This is a genomic window from Dysgonomonas sp. 520 (genome assembly GCF_010501095.1).
Classification (GTDB): domain Bacteria; phylum Bacteroidota; class Bacteroidia; order Bacteroidales; family Dysgonomonadaceae; genus QVMP01.
On the sequence record NZ_QVMP01000010.1, the window covers coordinates 80062 to 97487 of the forward strand.

16 protein-coding genes and 2 pseudogenes are annotated in these 17426 nt (G+C 40.2%); 14 read left to right on the forward strand and 4 right to left on the reverse strand.

Translation table 11 applies throughout. The features are described from left to right. Window positions 1–21 precede the first annotated feature (21 nt). From lysS to D0T56_RS08035, 11 genes are all read left to right on the forward strand, one after another. Entirely contained in the window at window positions 22–1755 is a 1734-nt protein-coding gene (lysS, locus tag D0T56_RS07985; RefSeq protein ID WP_163319614.1) for a lysine--tRNA ligase, read from the forward strand. A 31-nt stretch (window positions 1756–1786) separates the two neighbouring features. Then, complete coding sequence (locus D0T56_RS07990) at window positions 1787–2785, forward strand: NAD(P)H-dependent glycerol-3-phosphate dehydrogenase (protein WP_163319615.1); 999 nt, start codon at window positions 1787–1789, stop codon at window positions 2783–2785. Between the two features lie 45 nt (window positions 2786–2830). Continuing rightward, complete coding sequence (locus D0T56_RS07995; protein WP_163319616.1) at window positions 2831–4177, forward strand: glucose-6-phosphate isomerase; 1347 nt, start codon at window positions 2831–2833, stop codon at window positions 4175–4177. After that, window positions 4152–4730: a hypothetical protein gene (locus D0T56_RS08000; RefSeq protein WP_163319617.1), complete on the forward strand. Its 579-nt coding sequence runs from the start codon at window positions 4152–4154 to the stop codon at window positions 4728–4730. The genes D0T56_RS07995 and D0T56_RS08000 overlap by 26 nt, the downstream gene beginning before the upstream one ends. After that, entirely contained in the window at window positions 4727–5755 is a 1029-nt protein-coding gene (gene rlmN, locus D0T56_RS08005; protein ID WP_163319618.1) for a 23S rRNA (adenine(2503)-C(2))-methyltransferase RlmN, read from the forward strand. The genes D0T56_RS08000 and rlmN overlap by 4 nt, the downstream gene beginning before the upstream one ends. Before the next feature lie 65 nt (window positions 5756–5820). Continuing rightward, window positions 5821–6912 (forward strand): 4-hydroxythreonine-4-phosphate dehydrogenase PdxA, encoded by a 1092-nt coding sequence (pdxA, locus tag D0T56_RS08010; protein ID WP_163319619.1) that lies wholly within the window; start codon window positions 5821–5823, stop codon window positions 6910–6912. A gap of 23 nt (window positions 6913–6935) precedes the next feature. Beyond that, window positions 6936–7628 carry a sugar phosphate nucleotidyltransferase gene (locus D0T56_RS08015; protein WP_163319620.1) on the forward strand — a complete coding sequence of 231 codons (693 nt, stop codon included), beginning with the start codon at window positions 6936–6938 and terminating at the stop codon, window positions 7626–7628. Between the two features lie 31 nt (window positions 7629–7659). Beyond that, on the forward strand, window positions 7660–8535 hold the full coding sequence (locus D0T56_RS08020) for a hypothetical protein (protein WP_163319621.1): 876 nt from the start codon (window positions 7660–7662) through the stop codon (window positions 8533–8535). A gap of 19 nt (window positions 8536–8554) precedes the next feature. Next, window positions 8555–9478 (forward strand): CDP-alcohol phosphatidyltransferase family protein, encoded by a 924-nt coding sequence (locus tag D0T56_RS08025; protein WP_163319622.1) that lies wholly within the window; start codon window positions 8555–8557, stop codon window positions 9476–9478. 7 nt (window positions 9479–9485) lie between these two features. Next, on the forward strand, window positions 9486–10211 hold the full coding sequence (locus D0T56_RS08030; protein ID WP_163319623.1) for an HAD family hydrolase: 726 nt from the start codon (window positions 9486–9488) through the stop codon (window positions 10209–10211). Window positions 10212–10462: 251 nt separating this feature from the next. Next, a complete protein-coding gene (locus D0T56_RS08035; RefSeq protein WP_163319624.1) occupies window positions 10463–11761 on the forward strand; it encodes an inositol-3-phosphate synthase in 1299 nt (432 codons plus the stop codon). A gap of 75 nt (window positions 11762–11836) precedes the next feature. Here D0T56_RS08035 and D0T56_RS08040 read toward each other — a convergent pair whose 3' ends face one another. Beyond that, window positions 11837–12991 (reverse strand): hypothetical protein, encoded by a 1155-nt coding sequence (locus tag D0T56_RS08040; RefSeq protein ID WP_163319625.1) that lies wholly within the window; start codon window positions 12989–12991, stop codon window positions 11837–11839. A gap of 359 nt (window positions 12992–13350) precedes the next feature. On the opposite strand from D0T56_RS08040, the gene D0T56_RS08045 reads away from it, so the two are divergent. The 3 genes and pseudogenes from D0T56_RS08045 to D0T56_RS08055 all read left to right on the forward strand — a co-directional run. Beyond that, on the forward strand, window positions 13351–14166 hold the full coding sequence (locus D0T56_RS08045) for an AraC family transcriptional regulator (RefSeq protein WP_163319626.1): 816 nt from the start codon (window positions 13351–13353) through the stop codon (window positions 14164–14166). Window positions 14167–14471: 305 nt separating this feature from the next. Further along, a pseudogene (locus D0T56_RS08050) lies at window positions 14472–14636 on the forward strand (pyridoxal phosphate-dependent aminotransferase); the annotation flags it as partial. Beyond that, a pseudogene (locus D0T56_RS08055) lies at window positions 14632–15207 on the forward strand (N-acetylmuramic acid 6-phosphate etherase); the annotation flags it as partial. The pseudogenes D0T56_RS08050 and D0T56_RS08055, both read left to right, overlap by 5 nt. 20 nt (window positions 15208–15227) lie before the next feature. Here the strand turns inward: D0T56_RS08055 and D0T56_RS08060 are convergent. The 3 genes from D0T56_RS08060 to D0T56_RS08070 form a co-directional block, all read right to left on the reverse strand. Then, the gene (locus D0T56_RS08060) at window positions 15228–15947 is read right to left on the reverse strand and encodes a hypothetical protein (RefSeq protein WP_163319627.1); all 720 of its coding nucleotides are present in this window, start codon (window positions 15945–15947) and stop codon (window positions 15228–15230) included. Between the two features lie 30 nt (window positions 15948–15977). After that, the gene (locus D0T56_RS08065) at window positions 15978–16676 is read right to left on the reverse strand and encodes a hypothetical protein (protein WP_163319628.1); all 699 of its coding nucleotides are present in this window, start codon (window positions 16674–16676) and stop codon (window positions 15978–15980) included. 22 nt (window positions 16677–16698) lie between these two features. After that, window positions 16699–17426: hypothetical protein (locus D0T56_RS08070; RefSeq protein ID WP_163319629.1), on the reverse strand; the 728-nt coding region annotated here is incomplete at its 5' end.

Below are 17426 nucleotides of genomic sequence, written 5' to 3' on the forward strand. Positions count from 1 at the left end.
CCATTAAAAATAAATAAATAAATGAGTATACTTGAATTGAGCGAACAAGAAGTTATTCGCAGAAAAAGTCTTGACGAAATGCGTCAGTTGGGAATAGAACCATATCCCGCAGCATTGTATGAAGTAAATGCATATTCCACAGAAATAAAGGAAAATTTTAAAGACGACGAAGAGCCTAAACGCAAGGTTTCGATAGCCGGACGTATTATGAGCCGTCGTATTATGGGTAAGGCATCATTTGTAGAACTACAAGATTCGGAAGGACGTATTCAGGTATACATATCGAGGGATGATCTTTGTCCCGAAGAAAATAAAGATTTATATAACACGGTTTTCAAAAAATTGCTGGATATAGGCGATTTTGTCGGATTTACGGGATATGTTTTCCGTACCCAAATGGGAGAGATATCCATTCATGCCGAGTCTATGACCGTGTTGGCAAAATCGTTGCGCCCGCTTCCCGTGGTGAAAACGAAAGAAGGCGTGGTTTATGACGGATTCAACGATCCTGAACTTCGCTATCGTCAACGTTATGTAGACTTGGTTGTCAATGAGGGAGTTAAAGACGTATTCGTGAAGCGTACCAAAATCTTCAACTCTATGCGTAATTTTTTCAACGAAAGAGGTTATCTGGAAGTGGATACGCCTGTACTACAAAGCATTCCGGGAGGAGCAGCAGCACGCCCATTTATCACCCATCATAACACTTTAGATATGGATATGTATTTGCGTATAGCAAATGAACTGTATCTGAAACGATTGATTGTAGGCGGTTTTGACGGTGTTTATGAATTTTCTCGTAATTTCCGTAACGAAGGGATGGACAGAACCCATAACCCCGAATTTACGGTTATGGAAATTTATGTAGCATACAAAGACTACAATTGGATGATGGAGTTTACCGAACAAATGCTTGAGCGAGTGGCATTGGAGGTTCTGGGGACAACAAAAGTGCAAATGGGAGACAACGTTATCGACTTCAAGGCTCCATACCCAAGGGTGACAATGATTCAGTCGATAAAAGACCATACGGGAATAGATATTGCAGATATGGACGAAAACCAGCTTCGCGAAGTTTGTAAACAAATAGGAGTGGAGCAGGACGAAACCATGGGCAAAGGAAAACTTATTGACGAAATATTCGGTGAAAAATGTGAAGGCAAATACATTCAACCGACATTTATAACAGATTATCCTATCGAAATGTCGCCTCTGACAAAGCGTCATCGTGATAATCCTGAACTGACCGAGCGTTTCGAGTTGATGGTAAACGGAAAAGAACTTGCGAATGCTTATTCCGAGTTGAACGACCCAATCGACCAGCGTGAGCGTTTCGAAGAACAGATGAAATTGTCGGAAAAAGGAGATGATGAGGCCATGTTTATCGATCAGGATTTTCTCCGTGCATTGGAATATGGTATGCCTCCAACATCGGGTATGGGCATTGGTATGGATAGGTTGACTATGTTGTTGACAGGTCAGCCCACCATTCAGGAAGTATTGCTGTTCCCGTCTATGCGCCCCGAAAAAGTAGCGAAAAAAGACCCTGTTGCAAAATATCAGGAGTTGGGTATTCCTGAAGAATGGGTATCTGTAATTCAGAAAGCAGGCTATCTGACTGTTGACGATTTGAAGGATGCAAATCCGAATAAATTCCGTCAGGAGTTGAACGAGCTGAACAAAAAACATAAGTTGAATCTGACAAGCCCGAAAGAAGAAGAGGTGAAAAATTGGCTGGAAAAAGCGAATAAATAACTCTCTATTGTTTAACCGGAATTACTTATCTATGAGACAACTAGGACGAATTGCTATATTTGGCGGAGGCACATGGGCTACGGCTCTTGCGAAAATTGTATTGACACAAGAAACGCATATCAACTGGTACATGCGCCGTCCGGAACAGATTGAAGATTTCCTCAGGATAGGGCACAACCCGTCTTATCTGACGAATGTGCCGTTCAATATAGACCGGATTACTTTCTATTCGGATATAAATGAGACTGTTAAAGATTCGGATACACTTATATTTGCTGTTCCGTCACCGTTTTTGAAATCACATCTGGAAAAACTTTCCGTTCCGATAAATGACAAGTTTATTATTTCGGCCATAAAAGGCATAGTTCCACCTGAGAACCTGCTTGTTACCGACTATCTGATAAAGCATTACGGTGTTCCGGCAGATCGGGTTGCCATTATTGGAGGGCCTTGTCATGCCGAGGAGATAGCGATGGAACGTCTCACTTACCCCACAATAGCGTGTAAAGATCTGGAAAAAGCGGCAGAAGTAGCCAATCTTTTCAGTAACAGGTTTGTGAAGGCATCGGTGTCGTCGGATGTAGATGGAATAGAGTTGGCTGCGGTTCTCAAAAATGTATATGCCATAGCCTCGGGTGTTTGTCATGGATTGAAGTATGGCGATAATTTTCAGGCGGTTTTGGTATCCAATGCCGTTATAGAGATGGAGCGGTTTATGCAGGTAGTTGAGCCAGCTCAACGATCTATCCTTAACTCTGCTTATATGGGCGATTTGCTCGTTACGGCATATTCCAGTTTTAGCCGTAACCGTACGTTCGGGTCGATGGTTGGCAAAGGATATTCGGTAAAAGCTGCCCAGATAGAAATGGAAATGATAGCGGAAGGCTATTACGGCACCAAATGTATAATGGAAATAAATGAATGTTACAGGGTAGATATTCCTATCGTGGAAACCGTGTATCGTATCCTGTATGAAAATTCTCCGGCAAGAGCCGAGATAAAATCATTGAGGGAAGAAATTTTGAAATGAAACTAACTCAATCAACTATAATAATCAATTACACTAAACTAGGTTATGGGAAAAACAATTAAACTGGAAGTAAATAAAGTGCTTTCGTTTATAAGTCAACAAGAGATTGACAGCAAGGCATCTATTGCGAAAAAGTGCAACGAAACATTGCATAAAGGAGACGGAAAAGGTAACGATTTTCTTGGATGGCTCAATCTGCCGTCGTCAATCACAGAAGCTCATTTGAATGATATTCAGGCAACAGCAAATTCGCTTCGCAGCAAGTGTGAGGTTGTGGTAGTTGTTGGAATCGGAGGTTCGTATTTGGGGGCAAGAGCTGTGATTGAATCATTATCCAACTCTTTCGACCTATTGCAAAAAGACCGTAAAAATCCTGTAATTGTTTATGCAGGGCAAAATATCGGAGAAGATTATTTATACGAACTGTTAGATTACCTGAAGGATAAGTCTTTTGGTATCATCAATATATCAAAATCGGGAACAACAACAGAGCCAGCATTGGCTTTCCGCATTTTGAAAAGTGAGTTGGAAAAATCGGTTGGCAAAGAAGAAAGTAAGTCTCGTATCGTAGCTGTTACGGACGCTGCTCGTGGAGCATTGCACACATTAGCCAAGAAAGAAGGCTACAAAATGTATGTGATTCCCGACAATGTGGGAGGTCGTTTCTCGGTGCTTACTCCTGTGGGACTTCTGCCCATTGCTGTTGCAGGACTCAATATTAAGAAATTGGTTGCGGGTGCAGCTTTCATGGAGAAAAATACAGCTCCGGATGTTGCTTTCGAAAACAACATAGCAGAACAATATGCGGTAACACGTAACGAGTTGTATGGTAAAGGAAAGAAAATAGAGATCCTTGCAAATTACAATCCGAAACTTCACTTTTTTGCTGAATGGTGGAAACAGCTTTATGGCGAAAGTGAAGGAAAAGAAAATAAAGGAATTTTTAATGCTGCGGTAGATTTCACAACCGACCTGCACTCTATGGGGCAGTGGATTCAAGAAGGCGAACGCACCATTTTCGAAACAGTTCTTTCGGTTGCAAATCCGGCATATAAGGTTGAAGTTCCGTTCGACGAGGAAGACCTTGACGGATTAAACTTCCTGAAAGGAAAACGTGTGGATTTTGTTAACAAAATGGCCGAACTGGGAACACAATTGGCTCACGTAGACGGTGGCGTACCGAATATAAAAATTGAAATCCCCGAATTATCGGAAGAATATATCGGACAACTGATCTATTTCTTCGAGAAAGCGTGTGGCATAAGCGGATACATGTTGGGTGTGAACCCATTCGATCAGCCGGGAGTGGAAGCATACAAGAAAAATATGTTTGCGCTTTTAAACAAGCCTGGCTTTGAAAAAGAGCATGAAGAAATACAAAAACGTTTGTAAAAATATATCCAGTAAAGGGCTTGCTGCCATCATCTGTTTGGTGGCAGTTAGCCTTTTGTTCACTTCGTGCGGATTGTTGTCGAACGATCCCCGCAAGCCGAAAAACCAGATCAAAATGATCAGGGAGATAGGATGGTGCGGTAATCAAAACTTATTGCAGATCGATTCGCTGGAGGTGAAGGTATTGGAGAGTAACCTGAACTTGTTCACATCCAAGTCGTTGGTGTCTTATACCGTAAAAGGACGGTTGAAAAATCGTACTCACCCGCAAGTGACAAAGACAAAGGCATATATAGATAAGGTGTTGGTTTCCGAATATATTGATACAAAGTATGTTTCCATGAATGATAGCGTGGGGCTTAGTATAAGTGGAAAAGAAATCAGGATAACGCCTATCGTTGCCACAAAACAGATGAAGGAAGAAACGGAAGAAGAATCCGAATTTTCGTTCACAAACGAATACACAGTCCATTCGATGAATTGGGGGCAGAATAGCATACAATTTATTTGTGGAGAAAAAACAGCCGAAATAGGATTATATCAAAGAAAATGACAGAAAAAAAACACTTGTTAGGAATGACTTTAGACGAACTCAAGGAGGTCGCCAACGGGTGTGGTTTGCCCAAATTTGCAGCAAAACAAATAGCAGATTGGGTGTATAAGAAAAAAGTTTCGTCGGTTGATGAAATGACAAACATTTCACAGGCTAACAGAAATATATTATCAGAAAAATACGATATAGGCAGGACTAATCCTGCAGAAAATCAGAAGTCGAAAGACGGAACAGTGAAATACCTGTTCAGAACAGATGCCGGAAAATACGTAGAGTCGGTGATGATTCCCGAAGACGACAGGGCAACGCTTTGTGTCTCATCTCAGGTAGGATGCAAACTTAACTGCCTGTTTTGTATGACCGGAAAACAGGGATTTAACGGAAACCTGTCATCAAACGAAATCTTGAATCAAATATATTCAGTTGAAGAATCGGACAAGCTGACAAATGTCGTTTTTATGGGTATGGGCGAGCCATTAGACAACTACGAACAGGTGGCGAAAGCGCTCGAAATAATAACCGCAGATTATGGCATGGCTTGGAGTCCTAAACGAATAACATTGTCAACAACGGGGCTTACCCCAAAATTGGAACGCTTTCTGGACGAAAGCAATGCACATCTGGCTATAAGTTTGCATAGTCCTTTGGCAGAGCAACGGCAGTCGATAATGCCCGTAGAGAAAGCATATCCATTGTCGGAAGTCTTGGAATTGTTACGAAAGTATGATTGGTCGCATCAGCGGCGATTGTCTTTCGAATATATTATGTTCAAGGATTTTAACGACTCTCTGTTGCATGCACGGGAGTTGGCGAAAATATTAAAAGGATTCGATTGCAGGATAAACCTGATACGGTTTCATGCCATTCCTGATGTAGATTTGCATACATCGGACAATGAAACAATGGTGCGTTTCAGGGATTTTCTCACAGCTAAAGGCTTTACATGTACTATCCGCTCTTCACGGGGAGAGGATATTGCGGCGGCTTGCGGCATGTTGTCGACAGAGAAAGGCGAAAAAAATTAAATAAATAGACAGAATTAAACCTTTTAGGTTTATTTTAGTCAAAATTAGAATATAGAAATCAAAAAATGATAAAAGTAGGAATAACACACGGCGATATTAACGGCATAGGTTACGAAGTAATACTGAAAACATTTGCCGATTTGCGTATGGCAGAGCTTTGTATTCCGGTGGTTTATGGCTCTACAAAAGTGGCGTCTTATCATCGTAAGGCTTTAGATTTACCACCAGTTTCGTTCAATCAGGTGCAGTCGGCAAAAGAAGCGGTTATAAACAAGATCAATGTGATTAACTGTGTGCCCGATGATGTGAAAGTTGAGTTGGGGAAATCTACGAAAGTTGCAGGAGAATCATCGCTTGCGTCGTTGGAAAGGGCAACAGCCGATTTGACCGAAGGCGTCATTGACGTTCTGGTAACTGCCCCGATCAACAAAGATAACATTCAACAAGACGATTTTCATTTTTCCGGACACACCGAATATCTGGAAAAGAAGTTCGGAAACGAAAATGAAAAATCTTTGATGATCTTGGCTAAAGATGATTTGAGAGTGGCTCTGGTTACGGGGCACATTCCGTTGTCGAAAGTTCCGGAAAGCATTACAAAAGAGAAAATTGTAGATATACTGAAAATATTCAATCTGACATTGAAGCGAGACTTCAACATCGAAAAGCCACGCATCGCTGTTCTTTCGCTTAATCCTCATGCCGGAGAAAACGGATTGTTGGGAGGTGAAGAAAACGAAATAATAGAGCCAGCGTTGAAAGACGCAGACGAGGCCGGAATATTATGTTTTGGACCCTACGCTTCAGATGGATTTTTTGGTTCGGGTCACTTTAAAGACTTTGATGGTATACTGGCAATGTATCACGATCAGGGATTGGCTCCGTTCAAGACCTTGGCAATGGAAGACGGGGTTAATTTTACGGCCGGACTACCTGTAATCCGCACATCACCTGCACACGGAACGGCGTATGACATTGCCGGAAAGAATGAAGCCTCGGAGGTTTCGTTCCGTCAGGCCATCTATATGGCAATAGATACATACCGCAACCGTACGGCTTATGACGAAGCGCATGCCAATCCTTTGAGAAAATTATATTTCGAAAAGGGCGGTGATAATGAGGTTCTTAATCTGGCAAAGGATGACAATGAAGTTTAGTTGTAATATTCAAAAGTAAATAAATGAACTACGCAATAATAGCAGCCGGAGAAGGTTCCCGTTTGGCACAGGAAGGGGTTTCGGTACCTAAACCTTTAGTGAAAATAAACGGGTTGGAGATGATTCGGCGGCTAATTGATATCTTTGCAAACAACCGGGCATCGTCAATCAGCATTATAGTGAACGAAGAAATGACGATGGTGCAAGAATATGTTAAAACTATAAAGTTAGATATTCCCCTCAATATCATAGTGAAATCTACTCCAAGTTCGATGCATAGCTTTTTCGAGCTGAGGGATTTCTTAAGAAATGAAAAATTCTGTCTCACTACGGTTGATACGATATTCCGTGAAGCCGATTTTGTAAAATATATTAATAACTTTGCAGCCGACAAAGATTTGGACGGAATGATGGCCGTGACAGACTACATTGATGATGAAAAGCCATTATACGTGGATGTTGACACAGATATGATGATAAAGGGCTTTTTAGATCAATCGGATGATTGTAGATATATTTCCGGAGGCATATATGGGTTGACCCCTAAGGCGATTGATACGTTGGAAAAATGTTTGGTTTCGGGGCAATCCCGCATGCGAAATTTTCAACGGCAATTGGTTGCCGATGGCTTGAAACTTAAAGCATATCCGTTTTCCAAGATTCTGGATGTAGATCATGCCGGAGATATTGTGAAAGCAGAAGAATTCTTGAAATAAGAAAATAAAGGGTTAGGAAACAAATAGTATAATGTCAAAAACTAAGATAGCAGGAATAAAGCGTCAGACAAAGTATTCGCCCAATCATATTGGCAACGATGGCATGATATTCAATATGACGTCGGAATGTCTGAAAAAAATGGGGTATGAGGTACATGATTATACCGAAGCCGAATTTGTATTGTGCGATGTAGAAGAAGAATTTATTTTCAATATGGTGCGTGATAAACGCACGATTTCGAAACTTCAGAAAGCGGAAAAAGACGGAGCCTTGGTGGTTAATTCGGCATTCGGGATTGATAATTGTACCCGAGGCAAGATGACCAGCTTGTTGCTTGAAAATAATATTCCACACCCCAGTAGCATCATCATAAATACGGACGAAGACCCTACGGAAAAATTGGAAGCGATGAACGCTTCTGCATTTTGGATTAAACGAGGCGATTTTCATGCGATACATCGCGAGGATGTGACATACGTGAGAAGTGTAAATGAAGCAAAATATATTTTGAAAGAATTTGCATGGCGAGGAATACCCAATGCAGTGATAAATGAACATTTGGTGGGCGATTTGGTTAAGTTCTATGGTGTGGCAGATACCGATTTCTTCTTTAGCTTCTATCCATTCGACCTGAATCATAGTAAGTTTGGGTTGGAGAAAATCAATGGGGAAGCACATAAATATACATTCTCTGAAAAAGACCTGAAAGCGGCTTGCGACAAAGCCGGAGAGGTTTTGAATGTGAAAATTTACGGAGGAGATTGTGTAGTTGCAGAAGACGGCTCGTTCAAAATTATAGATTTTAACGATTGGCCGAGTTTTGCGCCTTGCCGTGAAGATGCAGCACCCAGAATAGCCGAATGTATTGATATACAGGTGAAAAAGAAACAGCAGGGAAGGAAATAAATTTATAAGATTTAGGTAAATGGAACAAAATATACCCTCATTCGAATCAACTCTAAAATCGTCGGATACGGAAGAACCAATAGACATATACTTCTATCGGCCAATAGGATATAGGTGGGCTTTGTGGTTTCAGAAACTTGGAATTACCCCCAATGCAGTCACAATAGCCAGTATTTTTCTGGGTGTGGGGTCTGGTATCTGTTTTTATTTCGAAAACAATATCTGGATAACGCTTCTGGGTATATTGCTTTTGGTTTGGGCAAATTCGTATGACAGTGCCGACGGGCAATTGGCTCGTATGACAAAAAACTATTCACCTCTCGGACGTATACTCGACGGATTGGCAGGTGATTTGTGGTTCGGAGCTATTTACATCGCAATATGTTTTCGCTTGATGCCAACATGGGGGTGGTGGATATGGGTATTTGCAATCATTGCAGGTATTTGTCATTCAAAACAAGCCTCTATGGCTGATTATTACAGGAATATACATTTGCTTTTCTTAAAAGGAAAATCGGGTAGTGAATTAGACAATTCGCAAGAATTGACAGAAAAATATGATTCCTTATCCTGGGGTAAAGACTTCTTTCCGAAGTTGGTGGCATTCTTTTACAGAAGCTATACCCGGGGGCAAGAGAATTGGAGCCCGTCTTTTCAGAAGATGTTTACACTGGTGAAAGCCAAATACGGGGAAACTGCTCCGGAAGACTTCCGTAAAGCATTTCGTGAAAAAAGTTTACCCTTGATGAAGTGGACAAATGTATTGTCTTTCAATATCCGTGCGATAGTCCTGTTCATTTCGATGCTTATCAGTGAGCCTTGGATTTATTTTGCATTTGAACTGACAGTTTTGAATGTGATTTTAATATATATGATTTCTGCACACGAAAAAATCTGCAAGGATTTTACGGCAGAACTTCAAATGGAAAAAGCGTTTCAATAAGAAATTTATGATAAACATTGATTCAATAAAAGGCATCATATTCGATTATGGCGGAACCATCGACAGCAATGGCAAACATTGGGCAGAGGTTTTGTGGGAAGCATACGAAGAAATCGGAGTGCCGGTGTCGAAAGAGCAATTTCGTGAAGCCTATGTGTATGCCGAACGATATCTGGCCACACATCCCGTAATTGGGTCGGAAGATAACTTCAAAGAATTGCTTTTAAAGAAAGTAGACCTGCAGGTCAATTATCTGGTCGAGAATAAATTTTTATCAGAGAGTCTGAAAACAAGTGAATATAGCCTTGCTATTTCGAACCAATGTTATAACTTTGTTCGGAATCTGATTTTGAGGGAAAAAAGTATACTGGAATTTCTGCACAAAAACTATCCGATGGTTTTGGTGTCTAATTTCTATGGCAATGTGCAAGCTGTTCTGGAAGACTTTGGACTGTTGAAGTATTTTAATCAGATTATAGAATCGGCTGTTGTTGGTGTTCGAAAACCGGATCCTGCCATATTTGCTTTAGGGGTTGAAGCCTTGGGGTTACCTGCCGAAGAAGTTGTGGTTATTGGCGATTCTTACACAAAAGATATTGTGCCGGCATCGAAAAACGGTTGCAAAACCATCTGGCTGAAAGGCAAAGGGTGGGGCGATGACGAACCGGATGCCACGGCAGACATTATAATAACGGATTTCATGGAGTTGAGATCTATTTTTAGTATAGGCTGAAAGTCTATTATCGCTGATTTTGGTAATAATTGTGGAGTCAATCATTACTTTTTCTAATAATGGAGGTTGTTTGTAGAACCGAAAAGCCCGGGTTGGGAGAATAAAATAGAAAGAGTATAGTGAGTGAATACACTTTATTATATGTTTTTACGTCATTATTTCTTATTAACAGAGGAGTTAATGAGTAAAATGTAAATTTAATGAGTACTGCGGGTTGCAGTAGAACTTTAAAAAAAATTAAAAAACAAAAAATGGAAAAAGTACAATTAAAAGAAGCCACAGGTAAACTGGGCGTTCTTGTTGTTGGAGTTGGAGGAGCAGTTTCTTCAACATTTATTGCGGGTACATTGATTGCCCGTAAAGGTTTAGGTGTTCCTGTCGGTTCTATTACTCAATTGGCAACAATGCGTTTGGGTAAGAGAGAGGAAAACCGTTTCCCGAAGATTAAAGATGCAGTGCCTTTGGCAGATATGAAAGACATTGTTTTCGGAGGATGGGATCTTTTCGAAGAAGATGTTTATAAGGCGGCAAAACACGCCGAAGTTTTAACAAACGAAGACCTGGACAAAGTTAAAGACGAATTGTCGACAATCAAACCAATGAAAGCGGTTTTCGATCAGGACTTTGTGAAACGTTTGCACGGAACATGGGTGAAATCGGCTCCTACAAAATGGGAATTGATGGAACAAGTTCGTGAAGATATCCGTCAGTTCAAAAAAGACAACGGATGCGACCGTGTGGTTATGATCTGGTGTGGTAGTACAGAAGTGTTTACTCCACTAGGCGAAGTTCACAAAAACCTTGCGTCTTTCGAAAAAGGTATGAAGGAAAATCATAAAGATATCGCTCCTTCTAACTTGTATGCTTATGCAGCTGTGGCTGAGGGTGTTCCTTATATTAATGGAGCTCCAAACCTGACTGTAGATATTCCTGCAATGTGGGAGATGGCAGCTCAAAAACAAGTTCCTATTTGCGGAAAAGACTTCAAAACAGGTCAAACAATGTTGAAGACAGTTCTTTCTCCAATGTTCAAAACTCGTATGTTAGGACTTAGCGGATGGTTCTCTACCAATATCTTAGGAAACCGTGACGGAGAAGTTCTTGACGATCCGGGATCATTCAAAACAAAAGAGGAATCGAAACTATCTGTTATTGATAATATCCTTCAACCGGATCTTTATCCTGAACTTTATGGTAATGTATACCATAAGGTACGTATCAACTACTATCCACCACGTAAGGATGACAAAGAAGGATGGGATAATATCGACTTGTTCGGATGGTTGGGTTACAAGATGCAGATGAAAGTTGACTTCTTGTGTAAAGACTCAATTTTGGCAGCACCTCTTTGCCTTGACCTTGTCTTGTTTACAGACTTGGCACAACGTGCAGGCATGAGTGGCATACAAGATTGGTTGTCGTTCTACTTCAAGAGCCCAATGCACGAGCCTAGCAAAATTGCAGAGCACGACTTGTTCATTCAATATGTGAAGTTGAAAAATACACTTCGCAAAATGATTGGCGAAGAAACTGTAGACTTTATCGACTAAGTTTCAGAATTACATAAGAAAAAGCATCCTTTGATTCTTCAAGGATGCTTTTCTGTTTTATAGGGTATTTATATTCTAATCTTGTATTTTGATCGCTGTAATGTTGTCTTCAAGGTGAATTCCTTGCCCTAGGCGCCAGAAATCAGAGACAATAATAGGTGTTGTTTGTGTGAGAAAATTGCCAGCTATAAGTGTATATGTTTTGTTTGCAGTTGTTGTGTTGTTTAAAACCATTGAGCCTGAAACTAAGGCAAATCTAGTGTCTTTAAGGAGATATCCGGACATTAAATTATTACGGCTCTCATAGTCGGTTGTTATAGTTGCAGTTGAGCCAGCGGTCATTTTACCATCAGTAAATGAGGTTCTAATCCAATATGTACATGGGCTATAAATACCTCCGACAATACCAAATAAGAGACTTGTATTTACTAACCATCTGCCCGGAGGGAGTGTGAGTGTAGAACCTGTGCTGAGATAATCAGCTGTTCTATCGCTTGAAACTCTAAATGTTGGATCATTATTCCATACAGCATTTACGGTCTGAATACCACTCTCCCTCCATCGTGCATTTCCGTTGGCGTCAGATGTTAATACCCTGCCATCAGCCTGAGTTCCGTCTACCAAGCGGAAGCCATTTCCATTTGTAGCTGTGTTGATGTGCACTTTCGTAGTTGGCGAAGTTGTGCCTACCCCCACATTGCCGGTCACGTACTCATTCCCTACAATCGTAGAATTACCTCCCACGCGGGCGTTGCCTGTTATGTTTGATGTGCCCGTCACCTGAAATTTGTAGCTGCTTGAAGTATTCGACCCGATAGCAACATTGCCAGACTGAAAGATGTTCTGCGTGTTGCTCGTTGCCTGTGTTGTACTTCCCTGAACATACCAAGGTTCGGTAGTCGGCATATTCTTGTAGAATGGTTGCCAGAGGGAGCCATCGAAGTAATAGTAGCCTATTGAGGTGACATTTGCCGTCTTCGTAGTTGTTGTTCCCGTAATGCTTGTTACGTAAACAACGGCGCCTCTTTGTGTTGAGGTATACTGTGCGTCTTTGTCGATCAGTTGTGCCCTTGTGAGGTTAGGAGCGATTATGCCTTCGGGAGTTGAATTGTCTGTTTTTGTTGGAGTTACGTGCATTGTGGCCTGAGGCGTTTCCGTGTTTACTCCGACTTGCGATTTGAGCATTGTTGATGAAAAAATCATCAGCGAAATAAAAATAATTTTTCTCATAATTTTTGTTGTTTTTTGTGTTGATTTTTCGTTTCTGTTTGTTTCATTCTTTTGTGTTGAATATTGTAAAACGCTTTGTATTAATGTTTTGTATATCTGTCACTTGGTAAGTGACGGATGTTAAATGAACGTTTTTATTACGTTTATAATCAGGTGGTTAAAGACAACCAAGAGAAGTGTTTTGGTTTATTTCACATTTTTGTTAAACACTTGTGTTACACATGAAAAAAGATATGGTAAAGAAATTTTTTTATATGTCTGATTAATAAGTATTTAAGTATGTGTGGTGATTTAATTTAATATTGATTTTGGATAAACATTGGTAAAACACGCTATTGTACAAATACTTATATGATAAAATGGAAGAAGAAAAAAAAAGACAATTGATAGAATTTATTTCTCTGGAAAAAGGTGAAAAACTGGATTTATTTTGGGAGGATAGTAAGATCGTTTTTGTGGTTTGTGGAAAAGTAAATATATCTTCTCCGTTGCTTTATTCCAAAAAGATGATTGAGAGAAAGATGTTGTTTGTTCCCGTTCTACACAAGATCGAAATCGATCCAATAGAAAAAAGCGATATCATATCAATCAGTGTTACGGATGGATTTGGAGTCTTCGATTCCTTGTACCCTATTGATTCTTACGGAGATATGGCTTGCCAACATGAGACATCTATTTTATCCATGAATGCGGGAATATATGCGTACGCATATTCGCTACAAATGTATGGAATGCAAGGCTCTGTGGATGACGATTTTAGTATTTTAAAGATTAAGGAACTGTCTTTGGTGATGAAGAATTTTTACTCAAGAGAAGAGTTGCAATTTTTCTTTAAAACATACTTAACCAATAACTTATGTTTTTCGGAACAGGTTAGATCTCATTTGGCTTATATCAAGACGGTACGCCAATTGGCCGAAAGGATGAATTATAGCTATTCGGGTTTTAATAAACGTTTCAGGAAGACTTTTGGAATGTCTGCTTATTCATGGCTTAGACAGCAGAAAACCAATGTGATATGTCATGATATTTGCTATACGAACAAAAGTTTGAAACAGATTTCGGCAGAAAACAAGTTCACTTCATTATCTCATTTTAATGAGTTTTGCCACAAAGTATTAGGAGATTCTCCTCGGAAAATAAGGAGCAGAAGACGTCAACAACAAAATATATAGAAAAGAGTAAGGAAATATAAAAAAAAGCAGTTGTATCTTTTATGGATTCCGTCACTTACCAAGTGACAGATGTTTTATCATTATAGGTAACAAGAGTGCAAATATACGTAAATATTTTTTATGGCAATACAAGCCGTTTCATTTTTTTTAATTTTGTAGCTTCAAACCAATTAATAGTTTAGTCGATTATCAAATTGTCATTCAGGTTGCTTTATTGTCTGGCTAATTTATTTTTTTAATGGAATTGATCTTATCAAATAGGAGATTTTTATGTATGTTTGCACCAATTTAATTTTTAGTAGTATATGCCTGAAATATCTGAACGTGGTATCGAGATGCCAAATTCTCCGATCCGTAAGTTAGCACCTCTGTCCGATTCGGCTAAAGCCAGAGGACTGAAAGTTTATCATTTGAACATCGGGCAGCCCGATTTGCCAACACCAAAAGAGGGACTTGACGCATTGCGAAATTCCCCCGACATTAGGAATGCCTCCTACACATGTCATCGGACTTATTGCGGGAGGAGATAAGACATTGCGAAATCCGGTAGAAAAAGCAGAGGACAACCTTCTTCCGATTGGGAAGAATTTAAACAACACAACATCAACGAAAAAGACACTGTTATAGGTATAGCTGCATCAGGAACAACGCCTTACGTTATCGGGGCTTTGCACGAAGCACGCAAGAATGGAATTTTAACGGCATCCATATCCAGCAATCCCAACTCACCGATCTCGAAAGAAGCTGACATTGCAATCGAAACAATAGTTGGACCTGAATTTGTTACAGGTAGCTCCCGAATGAAATCGGGCACTGCTCAAAAGATGATACTGAACATGATAAGCACCGCAACAATGATAAAACTTGGACGGGTAAAAGGTAACAGGATGGTGAATATGCAATTATCGAACGCCAAGTTGCTAGACAGAGGTACCCGCATGCTTATAGATGAACTCGGTAAGTTACGATGAAGCAAATCAATTGCTTCTCAAGCACGGTTTGGCTCAAAAAGCAATTGACGCTTATCGAAATAATCAGTAAAACTGATATAATAGTTCTCGTTAACTAACAGGTATAGCCCACATGGCAGCATGCCCAAAATAAGTATTATTTTGTCCTGAGTTATTCCCTGCCCAAATATAATAGGTTGTGGTCGTTTTATGTGATACAAAATAGGTTGCAGTAGTAGACATATGGCCGCCAGGTATGGCCGCAGTACTCAATACGCGTCCACCATCTAGATTGTGGCTAGTTCCTCCACCTCCTCTTGCTAAATCCCACCATATTGTAGACCTTCGCGTATTGGTAGAGGGATTCAAATGTGTACAAATAAAAGTTACCTGCCAGGTGCCTGCCGGCAAAGTAATACTTATCCCCATATACTTTGGTACGGAATACATAATATTACTTATCGGACGTGCACTTAGCTGAGTTGCTACATTTTGATTTGGATATACAACTGGAGGATACGGTTCTGCTCCCCACGAAGCATTACCACTGGCATCACACACAAGAACTTTTCCATTTGCTTGGGTTCCATCCTGCAATCGGAGAGTACCTCTAACATCCAACCGTGCACTAGGTGTAACGGTTCCAATACCTACATAACCACTATTGGTTATAACAATATCGTCTGTCGAACTTCCTGCTCCTGAATCATTATCCTTATTAGTATCAAGGTGAAACACACCTTGAGGTTTCTCTGTATAAACACCTATTTGAGCATTTGATGCAATGGTCATAAACACGCAATGCAAGAAGAATATTAATCTATATTTCATATATCAATTATCGTTAAACCGTTGTAATATTTATTGTATTTGCATAGCCCACATGCGTCCTTCACCTGTATATTTCATTGGCACGGCGAGAGTATATTGGGCTCTAACCCATAGATAATAGGTTGTAGTTACTGTATGTGACACAAAATATACTGCTGAGACAGGTGCGTGAGAAGATGGCGGTGCTGTATAACTCAAAGCTCGCCCAAAATAACTATGCGTTGTAGCAGATGGACATAAATCCCACCAAAGTGCTACAGAAGTTGTATTTTCATTGAGATAAGTTGCATTGAGATTCACTTGCCAGTTTCCCGGAGGTAATGTTATAGAAGCTCCTGTGTACCTGAAAGTTGATCCAACAATATCGTGGTTAGAGAGCATTGGGGCAAGAGATATAGGACCAACCCTTTGTCCTAATGTCTTGTATTGCCACGAAGCGCCTCCATTTGCATCTGACACTAACATTTTATTAGCGCCTTCTGTTCCATCAACTAAACGAAAGCCTCCATTTACATGCAAATTTGCGGTTGGCGAAATTCCTAAACCAACTCTGCCATTATTCAATACTATTACATCATCGGAAGTTCCGGACGCACCTCCGACGGAAGTATTCTCTAAAGGATCAATATGGAATACACCTAAAGGATTTTCCGTTTTTATACCAACCTGCGCCTCTACGCTAAGATATGAAGAAAGTATTGCTATAATAAGTACTAGTTTTAATCTCATATTTCTATTTTTTATTTCAGGTTTAATTGATTGGTAAGGCCCACATTTGACCTTCTCCCGTATAAAATGCTGTTCCTCCAAGATTTTTTACCCATACATAATAATTTGTAGTTGTTGTATGAGTAACCAGAAAAACTCCTGCCACCGGGGAGTGATAACCATTTGTCGGAACAGAACCACTCATTACTTGCCCAACGGTATTAGCAGCATTTAGTGTTGTACCCGATTTGCTTAAACTCCATAAAAGAGAAGCCGGTGTCGGATTAGATATTGTAAATGTGGCATTATATGATATTTGCCAGGTGCCTGCCGGCAAAGTGATACTTACACCTACATATTCGGTAGCTCCCGCACTTAAACCTTTACCTAAACTAGAATATTTATTGCTTAAAGTATTACCTACATTCTGATTAGGCCGTACAATAGAACGTATTGCTTGTGGTTTCCAAGAAGCATTTCCGTTAGCATCACTTGTCAGCGTCCTGTTTGTTCCCTGTGTTCCATCCTGTAAGCGAAATCCTCCGCCTTGTGTCGTACTGCGGATATCCACTTTTGTTTGAGGATCATTTGTGCCGATACCTACATTACCATTAGCTTTTACCACAATGTCATCCGCAATATTCGTATTTCCGTTTGTGTTTTTTTGCGCATCAATGTGAAACACCCCTTGTGGCGACTCCGTGTTCACTCCTACCTGCCCATAAGCCTTGAAACCGACCAAAAGCATTGATAAGAATAATAAAGTTTTTT